The 17,946-nt window shown below is 65.2% G+C and carries 17 protein-coding genes; 8 read left to right on the forward strand and 9 right to left on the reverse strand.

Annotated features, from left to right (window positions below; translation table 11 throughout):
• Positions 1–28: 28 nt before the first annotated feature.
• The 4 genes from SO139_RS19205 to cobS are packed head-to-tail and all read right to left on the reverse strand — an operon-like array spanning position 29 to position 4,427.
• Entirely contained in the window at positions 29–1,114 is a 1,086-nt protein-coding gene (locus SO139_RS19205) for an esterase-like activity of phytase family protein (RefSeq protein WP_449383505.1), read from the reverse strand.
• Complete coding sequence (gene cobT / locus SO139_RS19210) at positions 1,111–3,018, reverse strand: cobaltochelatase subunit CobT (RefSeq protein WP_449383504.1); 1,908 nt, start codon at positions 3,016–3,018, stop codon at positions 1,111–1,113. Before cobT ends, SO139_RS19205 begins: the two co-directional genes overlap by 4 nt.
• A complete protein-coding gene (locus SO139_RS19215) occupies positions 3,015–3,425 on the reverse strand; it encodes a GNAT family N-acetyltransferase (RefSeq protein WP_449383503.1) in 411 nt (136 codons plus the stop codon). The genes cobT and SO139_RS19215 overlap by 4 nt, the downstream gene beginning before the upstream one ends.
• A gap of 3 nt (positions 3,426–3,428) precedes the next feature.
• Positions 3,429–4,427, reverse strand: coding sequence for a cobaltochelatase subunit CobS (cobS, locus tag SO139_RS19220; RefSeq protein ID WP_027524083.1), 999 nt, complete (start codon positions 4,425–4,427; stop codon positions 3,429–3,431).
• Positions 4,428–4,723: 296 nt separating this feature from the next.
• On the opposite strand from cobS, the gene SO139_RS19225 reads away from it, so the two are divergent.
• Positions 4,724–5,383, forward strand: a complete 660-nt coding sequence (locus SO139_RS19225) for a DedA family protein (RefSeq protein ID WP_449383502.1) — start codon at positions 4,724–4,726, stop codon at positions 5,381–5,383.
• Positions 5,384–5,525: 142 nt separating this feature from the next.
• Here SO139_RS19225 and SO139_RS19230 read toward each other — a convergent pair whose 3' ends face one another.
• Positions 5,526–6,755, reverse strand: a complete 1,230-nt coding sequence (locus SO139_RS19230; RefSeq protein ID WP_449383501.1) for a citrate/2-methylcitrate synthase — start codon at positions 6,753–6,755, stop codon at positions 5,526–5,528.
• 72 nt (positions 6,756–6,827) lie between these two features.
• Between SO139_RS19230 and SO139_RS19235 the strand changes: the two genes are divergently transcribed.
• Positions 6,828–7,919, forward strand: a complete 1,092-nt coding sequence (locus tag SO139_RS19235) for a citrate synthase/methylcitrate synthase (RefSeq protein ID WP_449383500.1) — start codon at positions 6,828–6,830, stop codon at positions 7,917–7,919.
• Positions 7,920–8,114: 195 nt separating this feature from the next.
• Here the strand turns inward: SO139_RS19235 and SO139_RS19240 are convergent, their stop codons facing one another.
• Positions 8,115–8,750 (reverse strand): J domain-containing protein, encoded by a 636-nt coding sequence (locus tag SO139_RS19240; protein ID WP_254100971.1) that lies wholly within the window; start codon positions 8,748–8,750, stop codon positions 8,115–8,117.
• A 120-nt stretch (positions 8,751–8,870) separates the two neighbouring features.
• Between SO139_RS19240 and SO139_RS19245 the strand changes: the two genes are divergently transcribed.
• A complete protein-coding gene (locus tag SO139_RS19245) occupies positions 8,871–9,149 on the forward strand; it encodes a BolA family protein (RefSeq protein WP_449383499.1) in 279 nt (92 codons plus the stop codon).
• A gap of 61 nt (positions 9,150–9,210) precedes the next feature.
• Positions 9,211–10,116 carry an orotidine-5'-phosphate decarboxylase gene (gene pyrF / locus SO139_RS19250; RefSeq protein ID WP_449383498.1) on the forward strand — a complete coding sequence of 302 codons (906 nt, stop codon included), beginning with the start codon at positions 9,211–9,213 and terminating at the stop codon, positions 10,114–10,116.
• Between the two features lie 30 nt (positions 10,117–10,146).
• Here the strand turns inward: pyrF and SO139_RS19255 are convergent, their stop codons facing one another.
• The 3 genes from SO139_RS19255 to SO139_RS19265 are packed head-to-tail and all read right to left on the reverse strand — an operon-like array spanning position 10,147 to position 13,235.
• Positions 10,147–11,451 (reverse strand): HlyC/CorC family transporter, encoded by a 1,305-nt coding sequence (locus SO139_RS19255; protein ID WP_449383497.1) that lies wholly within the window; start codon positions 11,449–11,451, stop codon positions 10,147–10,149.
• Positions 11,452–11,478: 27 nt separating this feature from the next.
• The gene (gene aroB, locus SO139_RS19260) at positions 11,479–12,627 is read right to left on the reverse strand and encodes a 3-dehydroquinate synthase (RefSeq protein ID WP_449383496.1); all 1,149 of its coding nucleotides are present in this window, start codon (positions 12,625–12,627) and stop codon (positions 11,479–11,481) included.
• Positions 12,624–13,235 carry a shikimate kinase gene (locus tag SO139_RS19265; RefSeq protein WP_449383495.1) on the reverse strand — a complete coding sequence of 204 codons (612 nt, stop codon included), beginning with the start codon at positions 13,233–13,235 and terminating at the stop codon, positions 12,624–12,626. The genes aroB and SO139_RS19265 overlap by 4 nt, the downstream gene beginning before the upstream one ends.
• 157 nt (positions 13,236–13,392) lie before the next feature.
• Between SO139_RS19265 and SO139_RS19270 the strand changes: the two genes are divergently transcribed.
• The 4 genes from SO139_RS19270 to SO139_RS19285 all read left to right on the forward strand — a co-directional run bounded on the left by SO139_RS19270 (position 13,393) and on the right by SO139_RS19285 (position 17,809).
• Positions 13,393–13,539 carry a histidine kinase gene (locus SO139_RS19270; RefSeq protein WP_449383494.1) on the forward strand — a complete coding sequence of 49 codons (147 nt, stop codon included), beginning with the start codon at positions 13,393–13,395 and terminating at the stop codon, positions 13,537–13,539.
• A 17-nt stretch (positions 13,540–13,556) separates the two neighbouring features.
• The gene (xerD, locus tag SO139_RS19275; protein WP_449383493.1) at positions 13,557–14,525 is read left to right on the forward strand and encodes a site-specific tyrosine recombinase XerD; all 969 of its coding nucleotides are present in this window, start codon (positions 13,557–13,559) and stop codon (positions 14,523–14,525) included.
• A 334-nt stretch (positions 14,526–14,859) separates the two neighbouring features.
• The gene (locus SO139_RS19280) at positions 14,860–15,819 is read left to right on the forward strand and encodes an acetyl-CoA carboxylase carboxyltransferase subunit alpha (protein ID WP_449383492.1); all 960 of its coding nucleotides are present in this window, start codon (positions 14,860–14,862) and stop codon (positions 15,817–15,819) included.
• Positions 15,820–16,234: 415 nt separating this feature from the next.
• Positions 16,235–17,809, forward strand: coding sequence for a L,D-transpeptidase family protein (locus SO139_RS19285; protein WP_449383491.1), 1,575 nt, complete (start codon positions 16,235–16,237; stop codon positions 17,807–17,809).
• Positions 17,810–17,946 lie beyond the last annotated feature (137 nt).

The following is a 17,946-nucleotide window of genomic DNA, read 5'->3' on the forward strand; positions in this document are numbered from 1 at the left end:
GCGCTTTCGCCAGGGCGACGCCGGGATTTTACTCCACCAGCGTGAACTGCAGCAGCAGCGTGCGCTGCAGAAAGGAAAAATTATCGTCCGAGACCAGCGTCAGCACGGTCTCGCCGTCCGCGCCGACATGGGCGTCGATGCCTTCCATGTTGTCGATCTCGTGGCCGAGATCGGCGGCGAACAGCTCGGGGCCGTCGACCAGCGCGCCCGGCGCAATCGACTTCAGGGGGATCGCGCGGATGCGGATGTTGACGCCGGTGAACCAGGAGAATTTTCGCTCCAGGATCAGAAGTCCGCCGGAGGGCAGCAGGACGGCGTCGCTGATGTCATAATTCTCGGTGCGGCGCACGCTGAACTGGCCGGGCGAGGGACCGCCGATCAAAAACGCGATCAGGTTGCCGTCGCGGTCGAGCCCGCGCTCGGAGAAGGCGATCAGCGTGCCGGCCAGCGGCTGGCCCTTTTGCGGGTCCTTGGGCACGAACACCAGCGCTTCCAACCCCTTGTTGCGCGGCAGCGTCCGCGCCGCCGCCGGCAGCGGCAAGACCTCGCCGCGGGCACGGGTGAATCCCTTGGAGAAATCGAAGCGCATCAGCGCATTGACGCGCTCGAGCCCGACATAGACGAGGGAGCCGTCGAGCGCGATCGATTCGGTGTCGTACCAGTAGCGCTTCTCGGTGATCGGCCGCCCCTCGGCGTTCAGGATCGGCGCGGCCTCGACGTTATCGAGCCCGACCATGTCGCGCCCCGCGTAGCGGATGGTCCCGCTGAACCACGCGCCCTGATCGGAGATCGCGATGAAGCGCTCGCCTTTTGCGTCGAGAAAACGGATGCCGGAGAGGCCGCCGAAGCCACGATAGGGCGAGGTCAGCACCAGGCCGCTGCGATACTCCAGCGCGCCGAAGCGGGTTCGCGCGCGATCGCGCGGCTCGAACACAGGGATCTGCCGCGCGTTGACCTCGATGGCGACCGGCTCGGTGACGGTGTGCTCGGGCTGGTCCGCCGATCTTGCCCGCGGTTGGGTCGCGGGTTCGGCGCACGCAGCTCCGGGAAGCGCTGATATCGCGGCTCCCGCCGCTTGGCCGAGAAATCGGCGGCGGGAGAAGCGTGCGGTCACGAATGCAGTTTGCGGCGCGGCCGGCTCGCAGGTTGCGCAGGCGCTGAGTGGGTCTCGCTGAACAGCTCGGCGAGCTTCTCGGTAATTGCGCCGCCAAGCTCTTCGGCGTCCACGATCGTCACCGCGCGGCGATAGTAGCGCGTGACGTCGTGGCCGATGCCGATCGCGATCAGCTCCACCGGCGAGCGCGTCTCGATCTCCTCGATGATGTGCCGCAGGTGCCGCTCGAGATAGTTGCCGGCATTGACCGACAGCGTGGAATCGTCGACCGGCGCGCCGTCCGAGATCATCATCAGGATCTTGCGCTGCTCGGTGCGCCCGAGCAGGCGCTTGTGCGCCCAGTCGAGCGCCTCGCCGTCGATGTTCTCCTTGAGCAGGCCCTCGCGCATCATCAGGCCGAGATTCTTGCGCGCACGGCGCCACGGCGCGTCCGCCGACTTGTAGATGATGTGGCGGAGATCATTGAGGCGGCCGGGATTGGCCGGCTTGCCAGCGGCGAGCCACGCCTCACGCGATTGCCCGCCCTTCCAGGCGCGCGTGGTGAAGCCGAGAATCTCGACCTTGACGCCGCAACGCTCCAGCGTGCGCGCCAGAATGTCGGCGCAGGTCGCCGCCACCGTGATCGGGCGGCCGCGCATCGAGCCGGAATTGTCGAGCAGCAGCGTCACCACGGTGTCGCGGAACGTCGCCTCCTTCTCGCGCATGAAGGACAGCGGGTGATAGGGATCGGTCACCACGCGCGACAGCCGCGCCGGATCGAGAATGCCCTCTTCGAGATCGAACTCCCAGGCCCGGTTCTGCTGCGCCATCAGCCGGCGCTGGAGCCGGTTGGCGAGACGGGCGACGATGCCTTGCAGATGCGCGAGCTGCTTGTCGAGGTAAGAGCGCAGCCGCTCCAATTCGTCATGGTCGCAGAGGTCCTCGGCGGCGATCACCTCGTCGAACTTCGGCGCGAAGGCGTGATATTCCGGCCCGCGCGGCTCGTTGGCCCCGCGCGAATTCGGCCGCGTCGCTTCCCCCGGCGTCTCGTCGTCGCCGAGCTCGCCGTCGTCGAAGGTGTCTGATGTCGAGGCCTGCGCGCTTTCCATCGCGCTCTCGCTCATCTCCTCCGTGGTCGCCTGCGCCTGGTCGGCGCTCATCTCCTGCGCGGCGTCGGAATCGGGCGAGCCTTCCGCGCCGGCCTGGTCGTTGTCGCCGTCGCGGTTGTCGTCCTGATTGTCGTCCTCGTCGGAATCGGCGTTGCGCTCATCGCCGAGGTCGAGCGCGGAAAGCAGGTCATGCACGGCGTCGCCGAATTTGGTCTGGTTCTCGACCAGGCCATCGAGCCGGTCGAGCCGCCTGCCGATCTTGTCCTCCAGCGTCGGCCGCCAGAGATCGACCATCTTCTTGGCCGCCGCCGGCGGCGCCATCCCGGTCAGGCGTTCGCGCACCAGCATCGCGAGCGCATCCGCCAGTGGCGCATCGGCGCGGTCGGTGATCTCGTCGAACTTGCCGCGATGGAAATGATCATCGAGCATCGCGGTGAGGTTTTTCGCAACGCCCGCCATGCGGCGCGCGCCGATCGCCTCGACCCGAGCCTGCTCCACCGCCTCGAACACGCCACGCGCCTGCGGGTTGCCCGGCATTAGCTTGCGGTGCAGTTTCGGATCGTGACAGGCGAGCTTCAGCGCGATCGAGTCGGCGTGGCCGCGCACGACCGCAGCATCGCGCTTCGTCATTTTCCGCGCCGGCTCGGGCAGCCGCGCCTTGCCGGGCGCAAGGCCAGGGCGCTCGGCAGCAAAGCTGACGTCGAGCTCGGGCGTCTTGGCGATCGCCTTCAGGCATGACGCCACCGAGCGCTTGAACGGCTCGGTCGGCGCTTCCTTGGTGTTGCGGAATTTCGAGTTGGATGATGATGTGCTCATAGCGACTTCGTAAACGAATGGCGCGTCACGCCGCCGGGATAGCCGTCAATGGCGCCGAATTCTTCGTACCCGCAGGAACGATAAAAGCCCGGCGCCTGAAAACTCATCGTGTCCACATGGGATCGAACCGCGCCGATCCGCCTTGCTTCGTCTTCGATCGCCGCGATCAGCTTCGTTCCATGACCTTGGCCACGATGTTTCTGGTCGATCCAGAAGAACTGAATGAACAGAACCGTTGTCCAGATCTGGCCGACGACCCCACCGACGATCTTGCCGCGGTCCTTTAGCGAAACCGCAAGGCCCTTCAGTCTCTGCGTCCCCATGTGCTCGTGGTTGTAACCAGCGAGCCCGGCGAGCACAGCCTTCTTGGTGGTCCCAATGGTGCGCTCGACGGTAATGGTTGGCATGGATCAGCTAAGCGCCACGTTGACCGCCGATTCCGGCAGCTCCGCATTGAAGCAGCGCTGGTAGAACTCGGCGACCAGGGGACGCTCGAGCTCGTCGCACTTGTTGAGGAAGGTGACACGGAAGGCGAAGCCGATATCGCCGAAAATGTCGGCATTCTCCGCCCAGGTGATCACCGTGCGCGGGCTCATCACCGTCGACAGATCGCCATTGGCAAAGGCGTTGCGGGTGAGATCGGCAAGGCGAACCATCTTGTTGACGATGTCGCGGCCTTCCTGGGTGCGATAGTGCTTGGCCTTCGCCAGCACGATCTCCACTTCCTCGTCATGGCCGAGATAGTTGAGCGTGGTGACGATCGACCAGCGGTCCATCTGCCCCTGGTTGATCTGCTGGGTACCGTGATAGAGGCCCGAGGTGTCGCCGAGGCCGACGGTGTTGGCGGTCGAAAACAGGCGGAACGCCGGATGTGGCTTGATCACCTTGTTCTGGTCGAGCAGCGTCAGGCGGCCGGAGACCTCCAGCACGCGCTGGATCACGAACATCACGTCCGGGCGGCCGGCGTCGTATTCGTCGAACACCAGTGCGACGTTGTGCTGGAGGGCCCAGGGCAAAATGCCGTCGCGGAATTCGGTGACCTGCTTGCCGTCCTTGACCACGATCGAATCCTTGCCGACGAGGTCGATACGGCTGATGTGGCTGTCGAGATTGACGCGCACGCACGGCCAGTTGAGGCGCGCGGCGACCTGCTCGATATGGGTGGATTTGCCGGTACCGTGATAGCCCGTCACCATGACGCGGCGGTTCTTGGCGAAACCTGCGAGGATCGCGAGCGTGGTGGCGCGGTCGAAACGATAATCGGCATCGACTTCGGGCACGTGAGGATCGACTTCGGAATAGGCCGGCACTTCGAGATCGCTGTCGATCCCGAAGACCTGGCGCACCGACACCTTCATGTCGGGCAAACCGTTGACTTCCTCAACTTTGGACAAGGCGGCGGTCGTCATTCATCCTCCGAGGCCCCGGGCGGTCCCGAGACCAGTAATTTGCACTTTGACTGCGGCTGGGTGCAGTTGCGAACCTATCAGAGACCACGTGCCGGCAGAAGCCCGCGCCCCAATCAAAGTTCCGTTGTCTTTTCATTTAGATAGGCAAGGAACGCGAATTTTGGAAGGCTGCCCTGCGAATCACGCTCGAATTTCGCGCCTGGCAGGCGCCTTGCAGCGAACTTTGGCACTTTGGTTGCCGCTCCCTACTTATGTAAGGTCTGAACCTCGATGCCCCTGCCCGACACAGAGACGACGTGACGTCCTTCCTCGATCCCTTCATCGACTTCGTCTCGGCCCATGCGGGGCTGGCGTACCTGACACTCTTCCTCGCGGCGCTGCTGGAGGCTGTTCCGGTGGTGGGTTCGGTCGTTCCCGGCTCGACCATCATCCTGGCGCTGAGCGCCCTGATCCCGGGCGGCGAACTCAAACTGCAATGGGTGCTGCTGGCCGCCGCCCTCGGCGCCGTTGTGGGTGACGGCTCGGCCTATTGGATCGGGCACAAGCAGCAGCGCGAGATCCTCAATAGCTGGCCTCTGACCAACTATCCCCGCGTGATCGAGGAGAGCGAGAGCTTCTTCCGCCGGTTCGGCACTTGGGCGGTGTTCTTCGCCCGCTTTGTCCCCCCGATCCGGGCTTTCGTGCCGGTCACCGCCGGCGCGCTCGGCATGGCACCGGCGCGCTTCTATGCGGTCAATATCCCTGCGATCCTGGTCTGGGCGCCGGCGCACGTACTGCCCGGCGACCTCGCGATTTCGGCGTGGCACAGCTATGCCGGCCTGCCGCACCACGGACATCCCGCCAAGCACATCTGGATGCTCACTGTCGTCGGCGTCGCAATCGTTGTGGGCCTCGTGATCTGGTTCGTCCGCCGGAGGCACGGCAGCGGGGTCGCGGCGGCGAAGCCGGGGGGTTAGAGCTTCAGACGCATTCCTTCCTCATCCTGAGGAGCCTGCGAAGCAGGCGTCTCGAAGGATGGCCGCGGGCAAGATCCGGGCCTTCATGGTTCGAGACGCGCGTTCGCGCTCCTCACCATGAGGGTCTTGCAATGCGATCAGGCTAGCTTCTGGTATCTGTCGCCGTCGTCCGCCGTCCCGGTGCCGGCCCAACATAACGCGCCCGCGGCCTAATCAGCCTTCCGTGCTGCAATTGCTCGCTCGCGTGCGCGATCCAACCGACGCTGCGGGCCATTGCGAACAGTGCGAGCTCGCTGCCGGCTGGCAGGCGCAGGGCGTGCACGAGCACGGCGAGCGCATAGTCGATGTTGACGAGCTCGCCGGTCGCCTCCGCAATCCGCTCCGGCACCTCGCGGGTGAATTTTCGCGGCGCCCCGGCGCGTGCCAGCGCGTTGAGCAGCGACTGTGCGCGTGGATCGCCGCGCTTGTAGACGCCGTGGCCGAAGCCGGCAAAATGCTCGCCGAGCGCGACGCGCTCGCGCACCATCGGCTCGACGTCGCGATCGATCAGTGTCTTCACGAGCTGCGAGGCCAACACGCCAGCGCCACCGTGTTTTGGACCTTTGAGCGCAGCGAGACCGGCAATGACGGCATCGTAGAGATTGAGGCCGGTCGAGGCGGCGCAGCGCGCGGTGAAGGTCGACGCGTTCAGCTCGTGCTCGGCGAGCAGCACCAGCGCGCGGCGGATGAGATCGGCTGCATGCTTGTTGTCGGGTGCCCAGGCGAGCGCGATCTGCTGGTGCAGTGGCGCGGCTGACGGCTCGGCATTGAGCATGGTCGCAACCAAAAGCCGGACGATGCGCGCCCCGACCATCGCGCGGCCATCGGGCGCGCGGGTGAAGGCGCGGGGATCGGCGCTCGCGGCAAGCGCCAGCACCGCGATGGCGCGGTCGATCGGCGCGGCGCGGCGCGCGGCCTCGGCGATCGCGCGCATCTCGCCGGAGACGTGGGGGCAATTGTCTGATGCAAAGGGATCGACGCCCGAGACGTCCCAGAGCAGCGTCGCGGCATGCTCCAGCGTGTCCCGCTCGGCGAGATCGACGCAGTTCACGCCACGATAGATCGCGCCCTCTTCCGTGATGGTCGCGATCTCCGTGTCCATCACCGGCAGGTCGGCATCGAAGCTGCGCAGGCCCCGCGGCTCGGGCGATGGGGCGCGGCGCTCCTTCAGGCTGCGGACGTCCTCGGCGCGGTAGCGGTTCTTGCGCGAATCCGCCGTCGGCTCGGACCGGATCAGGCCGCGGCTGACATAGGCGTAGAGCGTCGCCGGCGAGATCGCGAGCTCGGCGGCGGCCTCGCGGGCCGAGAGGTAGAGGTCCTCCGAATTTTCCATATTGATTTATGTAATCAAGATTGATCAATCTGTCGAGAGGCCTGACCTTTACATCGTGAAAGGAGACAGGCCATGAACATCCATCTCACCAAAAGCCAGATCGGGCTGGACGGGGTTCCCGCCGCCGAGACCGTGCTCAGCCATGTCGATGGCGAGCGCGGCGAGCTGATCATCGCCGGCGAGCATGTCGGTACCCTCGCCCGCCAGTCGAGTTTCGAGGGCGTCACCGCGCGGCTCTGGAACGGCGCGAGCCGGAGCACGCTCAGCGAAGCCAATGTGCGCGCGAGCCTCGGGCTGGCACGCGAACGCGCCTTTGCGCGACTGCCGGACCTTTTGCCGGCAACCCGCGGCGTGGGCATCATCGACGGCTTTCGCGCGGCGGTCGCGGGCTTGCGTGCCGAGAACGGGCTGGCGCATGAGGCGACCATCGTCGGCGCGTTTCCGGTGATCGCGGGCGCGCTGGTGCGACAGGCGAAGCGACTTGATCCGGTCGCACCGAATCCGGATGCGAGCCATGCCGCCGACACACTCAAAATGCTGCGCGGCGCCGCGCCCGAGCCGCGCGAGGTCGCGGCGCTGGATGCCTATCTCGTCACGGTCTGCGATCACGGCATGAACGCCTCGACCTTCGCCACGCGCGTGGTGGCCTCGACGCAGGCCGATCTGTTCGCCGCCGTCACCGCCGGCTATTGCGCGCTGACGGGACCCCTGCATGGCGGCGCGCCGGAGCCGGTGCTGGAAATGCTGGATGCGATCGGCTCAAGCGAGCGGATCAAGCCGTGGGTCGATGCCACGCTTAAGCGCGGGGAACGGCTGATGGGGTTTGGCCATCGTGTCTACCGCGTGCGCGATCCGCGCGCCGACGTACTGAAGGCCGCGATCGAGCGGCTTGCCGCCGACGGCGCCGACCTGCCGTTCGCCGGCGAGGTCGAGGCCTATATCCGCGCCGCGCTGCGCAGGAAGAACCCTGAGCGACCGCTGGAGACCAATGTCGAGTTCTTCACCGCGATGCTGCTCGATGCCCTCGCCATCCCGCGCCAAGCCTTCACGCCGATTTTTGCCGTGGCGCGCGCCGCGGGCTGGACCGCGCATGCGCTCGAGCATCGCCGGACCGGACGGCTGATCCGGCCGAGTTCATCGTATGTGGGGGCGATGCCGAGCTAAACGCGACCGCACAACACAATGTCGTCCCGGCGAAAGCCGGGACCTCCGCGCGAGCGCCTGCGCTCGTCGCGATTACCCCAGGGAGTGGTTGCGGCGCGAGCTGATAACCAGAGGTCTTCGCAAAACTGCTTCCTGTGGCTACGGGTCCCGGATCTGCGCTTCGCTTGTCCGGGACGACGAGGTGGAAAGGCCGCCCTACGCCTCCCGCACCACCGTCTTCAGATAATTATACGCCTTGATGATCTCGATCAGGCGGTCTTCGGTGGAACGGTCGCCGCCATTGGCGTCGGGGTGGTGCTGCTTCACCAGCGCCTTGTACTTGGTCTTGACGTCGGCGAGCGTGGCGTCGGGGCCGAGACCCATCACCTGAAGCGCCTTGCGCTCGGCGTTCATCACCTTGCGTGTTTCGGCCTTGGGCTGGGCCTCCGGGCCGCGGCGCCAGTTGGCGCGGCCGTTGATCTCGCTGAACATGCTGAACGGATCGAAGGCGCCATCGATCTCGGCTTCCGCCCCCTTCTTGACGCCGCCATTGGCGCCCATCTTCCAGGTCGGACGGTGGCCGGTGAGCGCATCCTTCTGGTAGCGCGCGACGGCGTCGGCATTCATGCCGGAAAAGAAATTGTAGTTCTGGTTGTACTCGCGCACGTGATCGAGGCAGAAGTGCCAGTACTCGCGCGAATTTTCGCGGCCCTTCGGCGCGCGATGGCTGCCCTTGTTCTGGCAACCGGTCCATTCGCAGGCGACCACGGTCTCGCGCGGCTTCGCTTCCGGCTTCGCACCTCTCGGCTTGACGCGGATGGAGTCGAAGAATTTTGATGAATCGATCGGCATGACTGACTTTGACTACGCAATGCAAAAACCTTCAAGTCTTGACATTGCAAATGGCGTAGAAGCACGGGAATTCAGGGAACGCGATCGCGCGACTTAACGGCTCACAGGACTGGCAACGACATGGCTACACAAGACACTATCAGCAACAAGTTGCGCGAAGCTTTCTCGCCGGACAGCCTGCAAGTGGTCGATGAATCACATTTGCATGAAGGCCATGCGGGCCACCGGGCAGGCGGCGAGACGCATTTCCGCGTTTATATCGTGTCTGATGCCTTCAAAGGGAAGAGCCGGGTCGAGCGTCACCGCATGATTAATTCGACGCTGGCCGCGGAACTCTCCGGCGGCGTGCACGCCCTCGCCATCCACGCGCAGGCGCCGGGGGAAGGCAACGGGGGATAAGACTGTCAGCGCACAACCGCCGGTTTGATTCCGGGTATGATATGCTTCAGCGAGGTATGACATGGACGGTCCTTCCTGGGTTGAGTTGGTCGAGCGGAATGTCGCCAGATTTGGCGACGTTGTGGCAGGCATTGATCCCGCCCACTCAGACATTCCGGAATTTTTCGGAGACGGGAACGATCGCGCCTGGATCGGCCGGTTCGTGAGTTTTGTCATCGAGACCATCGAAGGGCATATCGGCTTCGTCAAATTCCAGTCAGCCTATTATGAAGCGTGCGGCCTGCCCGGGCTGATGGCGCTGTCGTCCGGAATCAACCAAGCGCGGGCGGCCGGTATTGGCGTCATCCTCGACGCCAAGCGAGGCGATATCGGCGCGACCGCAGCCGCCTATGCACGAGCCTATCTGATGCCGGCCCATGCCGGCGGAAGCGGCGACTTCGAAGCAGATTGCCTCACCGTCAATCCCTTGATGGGGCCCGATACGCTTGAACCCTTTGTCGACTGCGCGAACCGCTTTGGCAAAGGCCTGTTCGTACTGTGCCGCACCTCCAATCCCGGCGCAGGCTGGCTGCAAGATAGGATGACGGGAAATCGCTTCGTCTCCGATCGCCTTGCCGATCTCATCGCGGGGATGAGAGCCGGCAGCGGACCTTCCGGGCTCAACGCTGTGGGCGCGGTGGTGGGTGCTACGGTCCCGCATGAGGGTCGGCGCCTGCGTCAATTGCTCCCGCGCTCAATCATCCTGGCACCAGGGCTGGGCGCCCAGGGCGCGGATCCCTCGGCCATTCATTCCCTTCGAGGAAACACACCGGGCGATTTGCTGATCCCGGTGTCGCGGGGTCTGACCCGCGTGGACGATCGTCGCCTGTCGGCAAATGACTATCAGCAACTTTTGGTCCACAGGATCAGCGCACTCAAAGCGGCGGTCGCCTATGACTATCGGACCAGTCAGGCTATGCCAGCCTGAGCTTCTGACGTCCCTGCAAATTGGCAAACGCTAGAACGACGTCCCTGCCCGCCTCGGCTTGGCTTCCTCCACCTCCGCCTCGCGCGGCACCGGTGAAATACGGAGTGCGGTGATGCGGTTGCGCTCGCGGCGCAGCACGCGGAAGCGGAAGCCGTGGAACGTAAAGCTCTGGCCGCGGTCGGGGATCGAGCGCGCCTCGTGAATGACGAGGCCGGCGACCGTCGTTGCCTCTTCATCGGGCAGGCGCCAGTCCATGGCGCGGTTGAGATCGCGGATCGGCACCGAGCCGTCGACCACGACCGAGCCGTCGGGCTGGGCGCGCACGCCCGCGACGACCACGTCGTGCTCGTCGGAGATGTCGCCGACGATCTCTTCCAGAATGTCTTCCAGCGTCACAAGACCTTCAACTTCGCCGTACTCGTCGACCACGAGCGCGAAATGGGTCTTGCGACGGCGGAACGCCTTGAGCTGCTCGGACACGGTGCGCATCTCCGGCACGAACCACGGCGGCAGCGCGATGGTCGAGGCGTCGATGCGCGAGGTGTCGCCTTCGGAAGCGCGAATGGCGCGCAACAGATCCTTGGCGTGGAGCACGCCGATGATGTTTTCGGGCTTGTCGCGCCACAGCGGAATGCGGGTGTATTCGGTTGCCAGCACCTCGCGCACCAGTTCCTCCGACGGCAGGTCGGCGTTGATCATCATCATCTCGGTGCGATGGATCATGACGTCGGAGACCTGAAGCTCGCGCAGGTCAAGGAGGCCGCCGAGCATGTCGCGGTCCTGCTTCTCGACCTTGCCTTCATGGTGCAGGAGGTCGACCGCGCCGCGCAGGCGCTCGGTCGGCGACAGGATCGCCTGGTGCTCGCCGGCGAGGCCAAACAGCCGCATCAAGAGGCGCACGATGACTTCCACCACGGTCAGCAACGGCCCGAGCACGTACATCGTCAGCCGCATCGGACGCGCCACGGCAAGCGCGACGCGATCAGGCGCGTTGATGGCGATGGTCTTTGGCAAGACTTCCGCGAAGATCACGACCAGTGCCGTCATCACGCCGGTCGCATAGAGCACGCCGACCTCGCCGAACCAGGTGGTGAAGATGCCGGTTGCGATCGCCGAGGCCCCGATGTTGGCGATGTTGTTGCCGAGCAGCAGCGCGCCGATCAGGCGCTCGCGCATGTCGAGCAACTGGGAGACGACATCGGCCTCGTGATGACCCTGCTTCGAAAGCCGCAGCATGCTGGCGCGCGAGGCGCCGGTCAGCGCCGTCTCGCTGGCGGCGAAAAACGCCGAGACCAGGAGGCAGAAGACGACGATGGAGAAACCGAGCCAATCCATGACCCAACCGCCGATGTCAATCGCTCATCACGCGTTGCGCGCGAGCTTGTCGTTGAGGAAATCGCGCACCAGCGACGGCTCGACATCCTTTGCGATCACCGCGCGCCCGACGGCTTCCAGCAGGATGAAGGTGAGCTTGCCGCGCTTGACCTTCTTGTCCTGTCCCATCAGCGCCAGCAGCGCGTCGGCGTCGGCAAGCCCTTCCTGCGCGAAGCCGGCGATGTCCTGGAGCCGCGTCGGCAGCCCTGCTTCCGCAAGGTGGCGTTCGACGCGCGCAGCGTCCGTCGCACCGATCATGCCGAGCTTTGCGGAAAACTCGGCCGCCAGGACCATGCCGATGGACACGCCCTCGCCGTGAAACAGCCGGTCGGAGAAGCCGGTGGCGGCTTCCAAGGCGTGACCAAAGGTGTGGCCGAGATTGAGCAGCGCCCGCTCGCCGGTCTCGCGCTCGTCGCGCGAGACGACGCCCGCCTTGGCGCGGCACGAGGTCGCAATCGCGTGCTCGCGCGCCGAGCCACCCCTGAAGATGTCGGCGTGGTTCTTCTCCAGCCAGGTGAAGAAAGCCACGTCGCCGAGCACGCCATATTTGGCGACCTCGGCATAGCCGGCGCGGAATTGCCGCGGCGACAGCGTGTCGAGCACGGCGGTGTCGGCAATGACAAGCACCGGCTGGTGGAAGGCGCCGAGCAAATTCTTGCCCTGCGGTGAGTTGATGCCGGTCTTGCCGCCGACGGATGAATCGACCTGCGCCAGCAGGGAGGTCGGCACCTGCACGAAATCCACGCCGCGACGCAGGATCGCCGCTGCAAAGCCGGCGAGATCGCCGACCACACCGCCGCCAAGCGCGATGACGAGATCGTTGCGCTCGATCTTCGCCGCGATCAGTGCCTCGCTGACCTTTTCGAGCCCGGCATAGGTTTTGGAAATCTCGCCTTCCTCGACGACGATGCGCGAGGTCGGGATGCCCGCATCCGCGAGCGAGGCTTCAGTCGGCTCCAGCCAATGCCTTGCGACGGTGCGATCCGTCACGATCGCGGTGCGCACGCCAGGGCGCAGGTGCGCGATGCGCGCGCCGAGCGAGGCCAGCACGTCGCGGCCGATGACGATGTCGTAGGTGCGCTCGCCGAGCGCGACGTCGACGATAACGGGGTCTGAATGTTTCAACGGCGCGGTCATCTCGCGGCACTCGCTACATCGGAAGGCTGGCCGCCGCAAAGATAGGTACGCAGCGTCTCGAGACACTCCTCCACGATCCGGTCATGCGGCACGTCGCGCGAGGAGATCGTAAGGTCGGCATTCTGGTAGACCGGCTCTCTCTCGCTCAGCAGCCGGGTCACCGTCCCCTCGGGATCGGCGGTTTGCAGCAGCGGGCGATCGGCCCGGCGGCGCACCCGCCGCATGATGACGTCATGATCGGCCCTGAGCCAGATCGAGACCGCCTTGGCCGCAATGCGCGCCCGCGTCTCCTCGCGCATGAAGGCGCCGCCACCGGTGGCGAGCACCAACGGCCCGCTGTCCAGAAGGCGCGCGATCACCCGCGTCTCGCCGTCGCGAAAATAAGGCTCGCCATGGCGCTCGAAAATTTCAGGTATGGTCATGCCGGCGGCCGCCTCGATCTCGGCGTCGGCATCGAGGAAGGGCAGCTTAAGCCGGGCCGCGAGGCGTCGGCCGATGGTGGATTTGCCGACCCCCATCATGCCGATCAGCACGATCGACCGGCCCGCAAGCGCCGACAGAATGTCGGGCTCGGGCAAGCTTGGGGCTGGCATGGCGGCGTCGGACATGGATCTCGCTCAATCTGCCGCCAAAGGCGGCATCTCGGGCCACCTATACGACCCCGCAGGGGCCCTCGCCAGAGACTCTTGCCACGAAACGGCGAACATGTTGGATGATTTCATTGGTTAATTCGCCCCGACGGGACCCCTACCGAGACCTCGCCCGATGCCCAGCCTGTTCCGCTTCCTGACGGTCGTCGCCGTCCTCGCCGGCATCGTCTATGGCGTGGTCTTCACGCTGGCCAATTTCGTCAATCCAAAACCGCGGGAAATGACGGTGACCATCCCGCCGGAGAAATTTCTCAAGAAATAGCCGCTAGCCTGAAGGGCATGCCCACCAAGCCCTCAAATATCCAACTGACCGGCCTGTTCCTCGACATGCTCGCGGCGGAACAGGGCGCCGGCCGAAATACGCTCGACGCCTACCGGCGCGACCTCACCGACTTCTCCGACTTCCTCGGCCACAAGAGCCAGGATTTCATCGGCGCGGACACGCAAGTCCTGCGCGACTATCTCGGTGATCTCGATACGCGCGGCTTCAAGTCCTCGAGCGTCGCGCGGCGCCTGTCGGCGATGCGGCACCTGTTTCGCTTCCTGCTCAACGAGCGGATCCGCAGCGACGACCCCGCCGCGATCCTGTCGGGGCCGAAGCGCGGCCGCAGCCTGCCGAAGGTGCTGTCGATTGCGGACGTCGATCGCATGCTGAGGCGCGCAAAGGAGCTGAGCGAGACGGCGAACGCATCGCCAGCGCAGCGGCTGCGCAGCTTGCGGCTCTATTGCCTGCTGGAAGTACTCTACGCCACCGGCCTGCGCGTCTCCGAGCTGGTGTCACTGCCGCGCTCGGCCGCAAAGCGCGACGCGCGCATGATCGTGGTGCGCGGCAAGGGCAACAAGGAGCGCCTGGTACCGCTCAACGAGGCCGCGCGGCAGGCGATGGCGGATTATCTCGCCGCCACGGACGCGGCCAAAGGCGACGGCAAATCGAACAAGAAAGGCAGCATCGCCACATCGAAATGGCTGTTTCCGTCCTTCGGCGAGAGCGGCCACCTGACGCGGCAGCATTTTGCGCGCGACCTGAAGGAGCTCGCCATCGCATCCGGCCTTCAGGCGCGCCTCGTCTCCCCGCACGTGCTGCGCCACGCCTTTGCCAGCCACCTTCTGCACAACGGCGCCGACCTGCGCATCGTGCAGACGCTGCTCGGCCACACCGATATCTCGACGACGCAGATCTACACCCATGTGGTGGAGGAGCGCCTGAAGAGCCTGGTGCGCGACCTACACCCGCTGGCGGAGAAGTAGGGTTTCACGGAAGATGCGCTCCCTCTCCCGCTTGCGGGAGAGGGCTGGGGAGAGGGTATCTCCACGGACGAGAGCCCCCAAGAGGAGAGAGCCCTCACCCGGCGCGCGGGACGATGCTTCGCATCGCCCGGGGCGCGCCGACCTCTCCCGCAAGCGGGAGAGATGAACCATCCGCCTTGACTTCGGCCGTTTCTCCGCAGAAAGAGCCGTCTCCTGCCCGTGATTTGGCGCGCTGCGTCGGTGCGCACAAGCCAACTCATTGAAGAAGCTACACTTCTATCCGCGGCCTCAAATCCGTTTCACCTCCTCGCCCCGTCCTCCCTATATTGAACCGATGCTAGACCAAATGCGCAGCTATCTCGATTTCGAAAAGCCCGTCGCCGAGCTCGATTCCAAGCTCGACGAATTGCGCGCGCTCTCGGCCTCCGGCGACATCGCCGAGGAGGTCGGCAAGATCGAGGACAAGGCGGCGCAGGCGCTCGCCGACCTCTATGCGAATTTGACGCCGTGGCAGAAGACGCTGGTCGCGCGTCATCCGCAGCGGCCGCATTTCTCCGACTTCATCAAGGGCCTGGTCACCGAATTCACCCCGCTCGCCGGCGACCGCAAGTTCGGCGAGGACGAGGCGCTGGTGGCAGGCTTCGGCCGCTTCCGCGGCGAAGCCATCTGCGTGATGGGCCAGGAAAAAGGCGATTCCACCGAGAGCCGCATCAAGCACAATTTTGGCATGGCGCGGCCCGAAGGCTATCGCAAGGCGGTGCGGCTGATGGAGATGGCCGAGCGGTTTGGCCTGCCCGTGCTGTCGATCGTCGATTCTGCCGGCGCCTATCCCGGCATCGGTGCGGAAGAGCGCGGACAGGCCGAAGCCATTGCGCGCTCGACGGACGCCTGCCTGTCGCTGGGCGTGCCGAACGTTGCGATCATTACCGGCGAGGGCATGTCGGGCGGCGCGATCGCCATCACAACGGCAAACCGCGTCCTGATGCTGGAGCACGCGATCTACAGCGTGATCTCGCCGGAGGCCGCCTCCTCGATCCTCTGGCGCGACGGCACCAAGGCCCAGGAAGCCGCCAACAGCATGAAGATCACGGCCCAGGACATGCTGCGCTTCGGCGTCATCGATACCATCCTGAAGGAGCCGGTCGGCGGCGCGCATCGCGACCCCGCCGCCATGATCGCCACCACCGGCGAGGCCATCGAGCAGGCCTTCAATGAGCTGCGCAACCTGGACGCCGACGCCATCCGCAAGCAGCGGCGGCAGAAATTCCTCGAAATCGGCCGTAAGCTGGGGTGACTCGGCGCGTTCCGGCGCCGTAGGGCGGGTTAGCGCAGCGTGACCCACCACTTCATCTCACGCACGGATAGCAAAGAGGTGGGTTACGCCTTCGGCTAACTCACCCTACAATCCCGCCTCGGCGTAAGGGGCCATTAACCCATTTTTCGCCCGAATCTGCGATCCCGGCCTAAATTAGGTCGCTACGCCCTGATTTAGTCTTTGTTGACCATCCCTATGAGGCAACGGTCTCGTGATCCGCGCTTGGGTTGCGACGGCTTAGCCCAGAGGGTAAGATTTTAATCAATGGCTTCAGGGCATAAGCGCTGGGGCTTGGTCTGCAAAAGCCCGCTTCCTGCGGGTCCGGATCGCCGGTCAGGCCAATGCTCCAGAAGTGGGGTTTTCGCTGACTTGCCCGGTGAGTGTGGGGTCCATCTTGATTTCTAGCTCGCTTGCACGCGCGCTTTTGACGTCGGTTGCGCTTGTCACCAGCGTGCTGCTGGCTGGCTGCGACACCGACCAGGTTTCGCTCGCGACCAACGCCAAGGCCAACCAGCCTGTCTCGCCAAAGCTTCTCGCCGCGATGACCGAGAAGGACATGGATCTGCAATCGCCGATCCTGGTCCGCCTGTTCAAGCAGGAGGCCGAGCTCGAGATCTGGAAGCAGACCCGCTCCGGCCAGTTCGCGCTGCTGAAGACCTATCCGATCTGCCGCTGGTCGGGCGATCTCGGGCCGAAGGTCCGCGAAGGTGACCGCCAGGCGCCCGAGGGGTTCTATTCGATCAACCCCAGCCAGATGAATCCGCAGTCGGCCTATTACCTCTCCTTCAACACCGGCTATCCGAATGCGTTCGACCGCGCGCTCGGCCGCTCCGGCTCGCAGCTGATGGTGCACGGCGACTGTTCCTCGCGCGGCTGCTACGCGATGACGGACGAGCAGATCGCGGAGATCTATTCGCTCGGCCGTGAGTCCTTCTTCGGCGGCCAGAAGGCGTTCCAGTTCCAGGCGTATCCTTTCAGAATGACGCCGGTGAACATGGCCAAGCACCGCAACAATCCGAACATGGCCTTCTGGAAGATGATCAAGGAAGGCAATGATCATTTCGAGGTGACGCGGCAGGAGCCGAGGGTCGATTTCTGCGAGAAGAAGTACGTCTTCGACGCCGCCAAGACGCCGGACGCCAAGCGCGATCCGGTGTTCGACGCCTCCGCAAAGTGCCCGGCCTATGTGATCCCCGACGACATCGCGAACGCCGTGCGCGAGAAGCAGGAGAAGGACGAGGCGGAATACGCCAGGCTCGTCGCCAAGGGCACGCCGATGGCGCGGATGAACACCGGCATCGACGGCGGCATGAACAAGGTATTCGCCGCGAAGATTCCGGAAGGCTCGACCGGCCTGTCCGAGGGCGCCGAAGGCTCGACGCTGCAGATGCTGGCGATGTCGAAGGCGCCCGGCACGATCCCCGGCAGCGTCAATCCGCCGAAACCGAACCTCGAGGCTGTCGGCGCAAGCCAGCAGAGCGAGCCGGTCGTGGCCGTCCCGTCGCAGGCCAGCAACACCCGCGTCGCGTCCGCCGCGCCGGCCGAGAAGTCCCAAGAGAATTCGCAAGGCGGCGGCTTCTTCTCCGGCCTTGCCCGCAAGATGGGCATGGGCACCGCCGACACCACCGCGACCACATCTCCGCCGCCAGCCACCACTTCGGCAACCCCGCCCTCGGCGGCATCCCGGCTGAAGGCCGCGGTGACCCGGTTCGTGCCGGGACATGGCACGGCCAAGGACGCGAGCAAGGACGCGAAGGACGCGCCCAAGGAAGCAGCCAAGCCGGTCGCAGCCGCCAGGCCCGCCGAGCCGAAGCCGGCCGACACCAAGGTCGCCGCCTCACGCCCGCCGCTGAAGCCGTCGGTGTCGGGCAGCACGGCTGATGCCGGCAGCAAAGACGCGCAGCTCGCAGGCGCTGCCCCGGTGATGTCGTCGAACTCGTTCGACAGCCGGTTCGGGGCGGTGAAGTAAGGGCGACGTGTTCGTCGCAGCCCGCCACACGCTCAGCCGTCATTCCCCGCGAAAGCGGGGAATCCAGATGCTATGGGGTAAGCGGCGACTGGGGTAAGCGGCGGTGAGGGTGTGGACACCCCTCGAACGCCGTGATC

The organism is Bradyrhizobium sp. UFLA05-89 (genome assembly GCF_059803475.1).

Coding starts and splice junctions, on each gene's coding strand:
- cobT (WP_449383504.1), bottom strand. CDS start 3,018: ATGAGCACATCATCATCCAACTCGAAATTCCGCAACACCAAGGAAGCG.
- SO139_RS19215 (WP_449383503.1), bottom strand. CDS start 3,425: ATGCCAACCATTACCGTCGAGCGCACCATTGGGACCACCAAGAAGGCT.
- cobS (WP_027524083.1), bottom strand. CDS start 4,427: ATGACGACCGCCGCCTTGTCCAAAGTTGAGGAAGTCAACGGTTTGCCC.
- SO139_RS19230 (WP_449383501.1), bottom strand. CDS start 6,755: ATGGAAAATTCGGAGGACCTCTACCTCTCGGCCCGCGAGGCCGCCGCC.
- SO139_RS19235 (WP_449383500.1), top strand. CDS start 6,828: ATGAACATCCATCTCACCAAAAGCCAGATCGGGCTGGACGGGGTTCCC.
- SO139_RS19240 (WP_254100971.1), bottom strand. CDS start 8,750: ATGCCGATCGATTCATCAAAATTCTTCGACTCCATCCGCGTCAAGCCG.
- SO139_RS19245 (WP_449383499.1), top strand. CDS start 8,871: ATGGCTACACAAGACACTATCAGCAACAAGTTGCGCGAAGCTTTCTCG.
- pyrF (WP_449383498.1), top strand. CDS start 9,211: ATGGACGGTCCTTCCTGGGTTGAGTTGGTCGAGCGGAATGTCGCCAGA.
- SO139_RS19255 (WP_449383497.1), bottom strand. CDS start 11,451: ATGGATTGGCTCGGTTTCTCCATCGTCGTCTTCTGCCTCCTGGTCTCG.
- aroB (WP_449383496.1), bottom strand. CDS start 12,627: ATGACCGCGCCGTTGAAACATTCAGACCCCGTTATCGTCGACGTCGCG.
- SO139_RS19265 (WP_449383495.1), bottom strand. CDS start 13,235: ATGTCCGACGCCGCCATGCCAGCCCCAAGCTTGCCCGAGCCCGACATT.
- SO139_RS19270 (WP_449383494.1), top strand. CDS start 13,393: ATGCCCAGCCTGTTCCGCTTCCTGACGGTCGTCGCCGTCCTCGCCGGC.
- xerD (WP_449383493.1), top strand. CDS start 13,557: ATGCCCACCAAGCCCTCAAATATCCAACTGACCGGCCTGTTCCTCGAC.
- SO139_RS19280 (WP_449383492.1), top strand. CDS start 14,860: ATGCTAGACCAAATGCGCAGCTATCTCGATTTCGAAAAGCCCGTCGCC.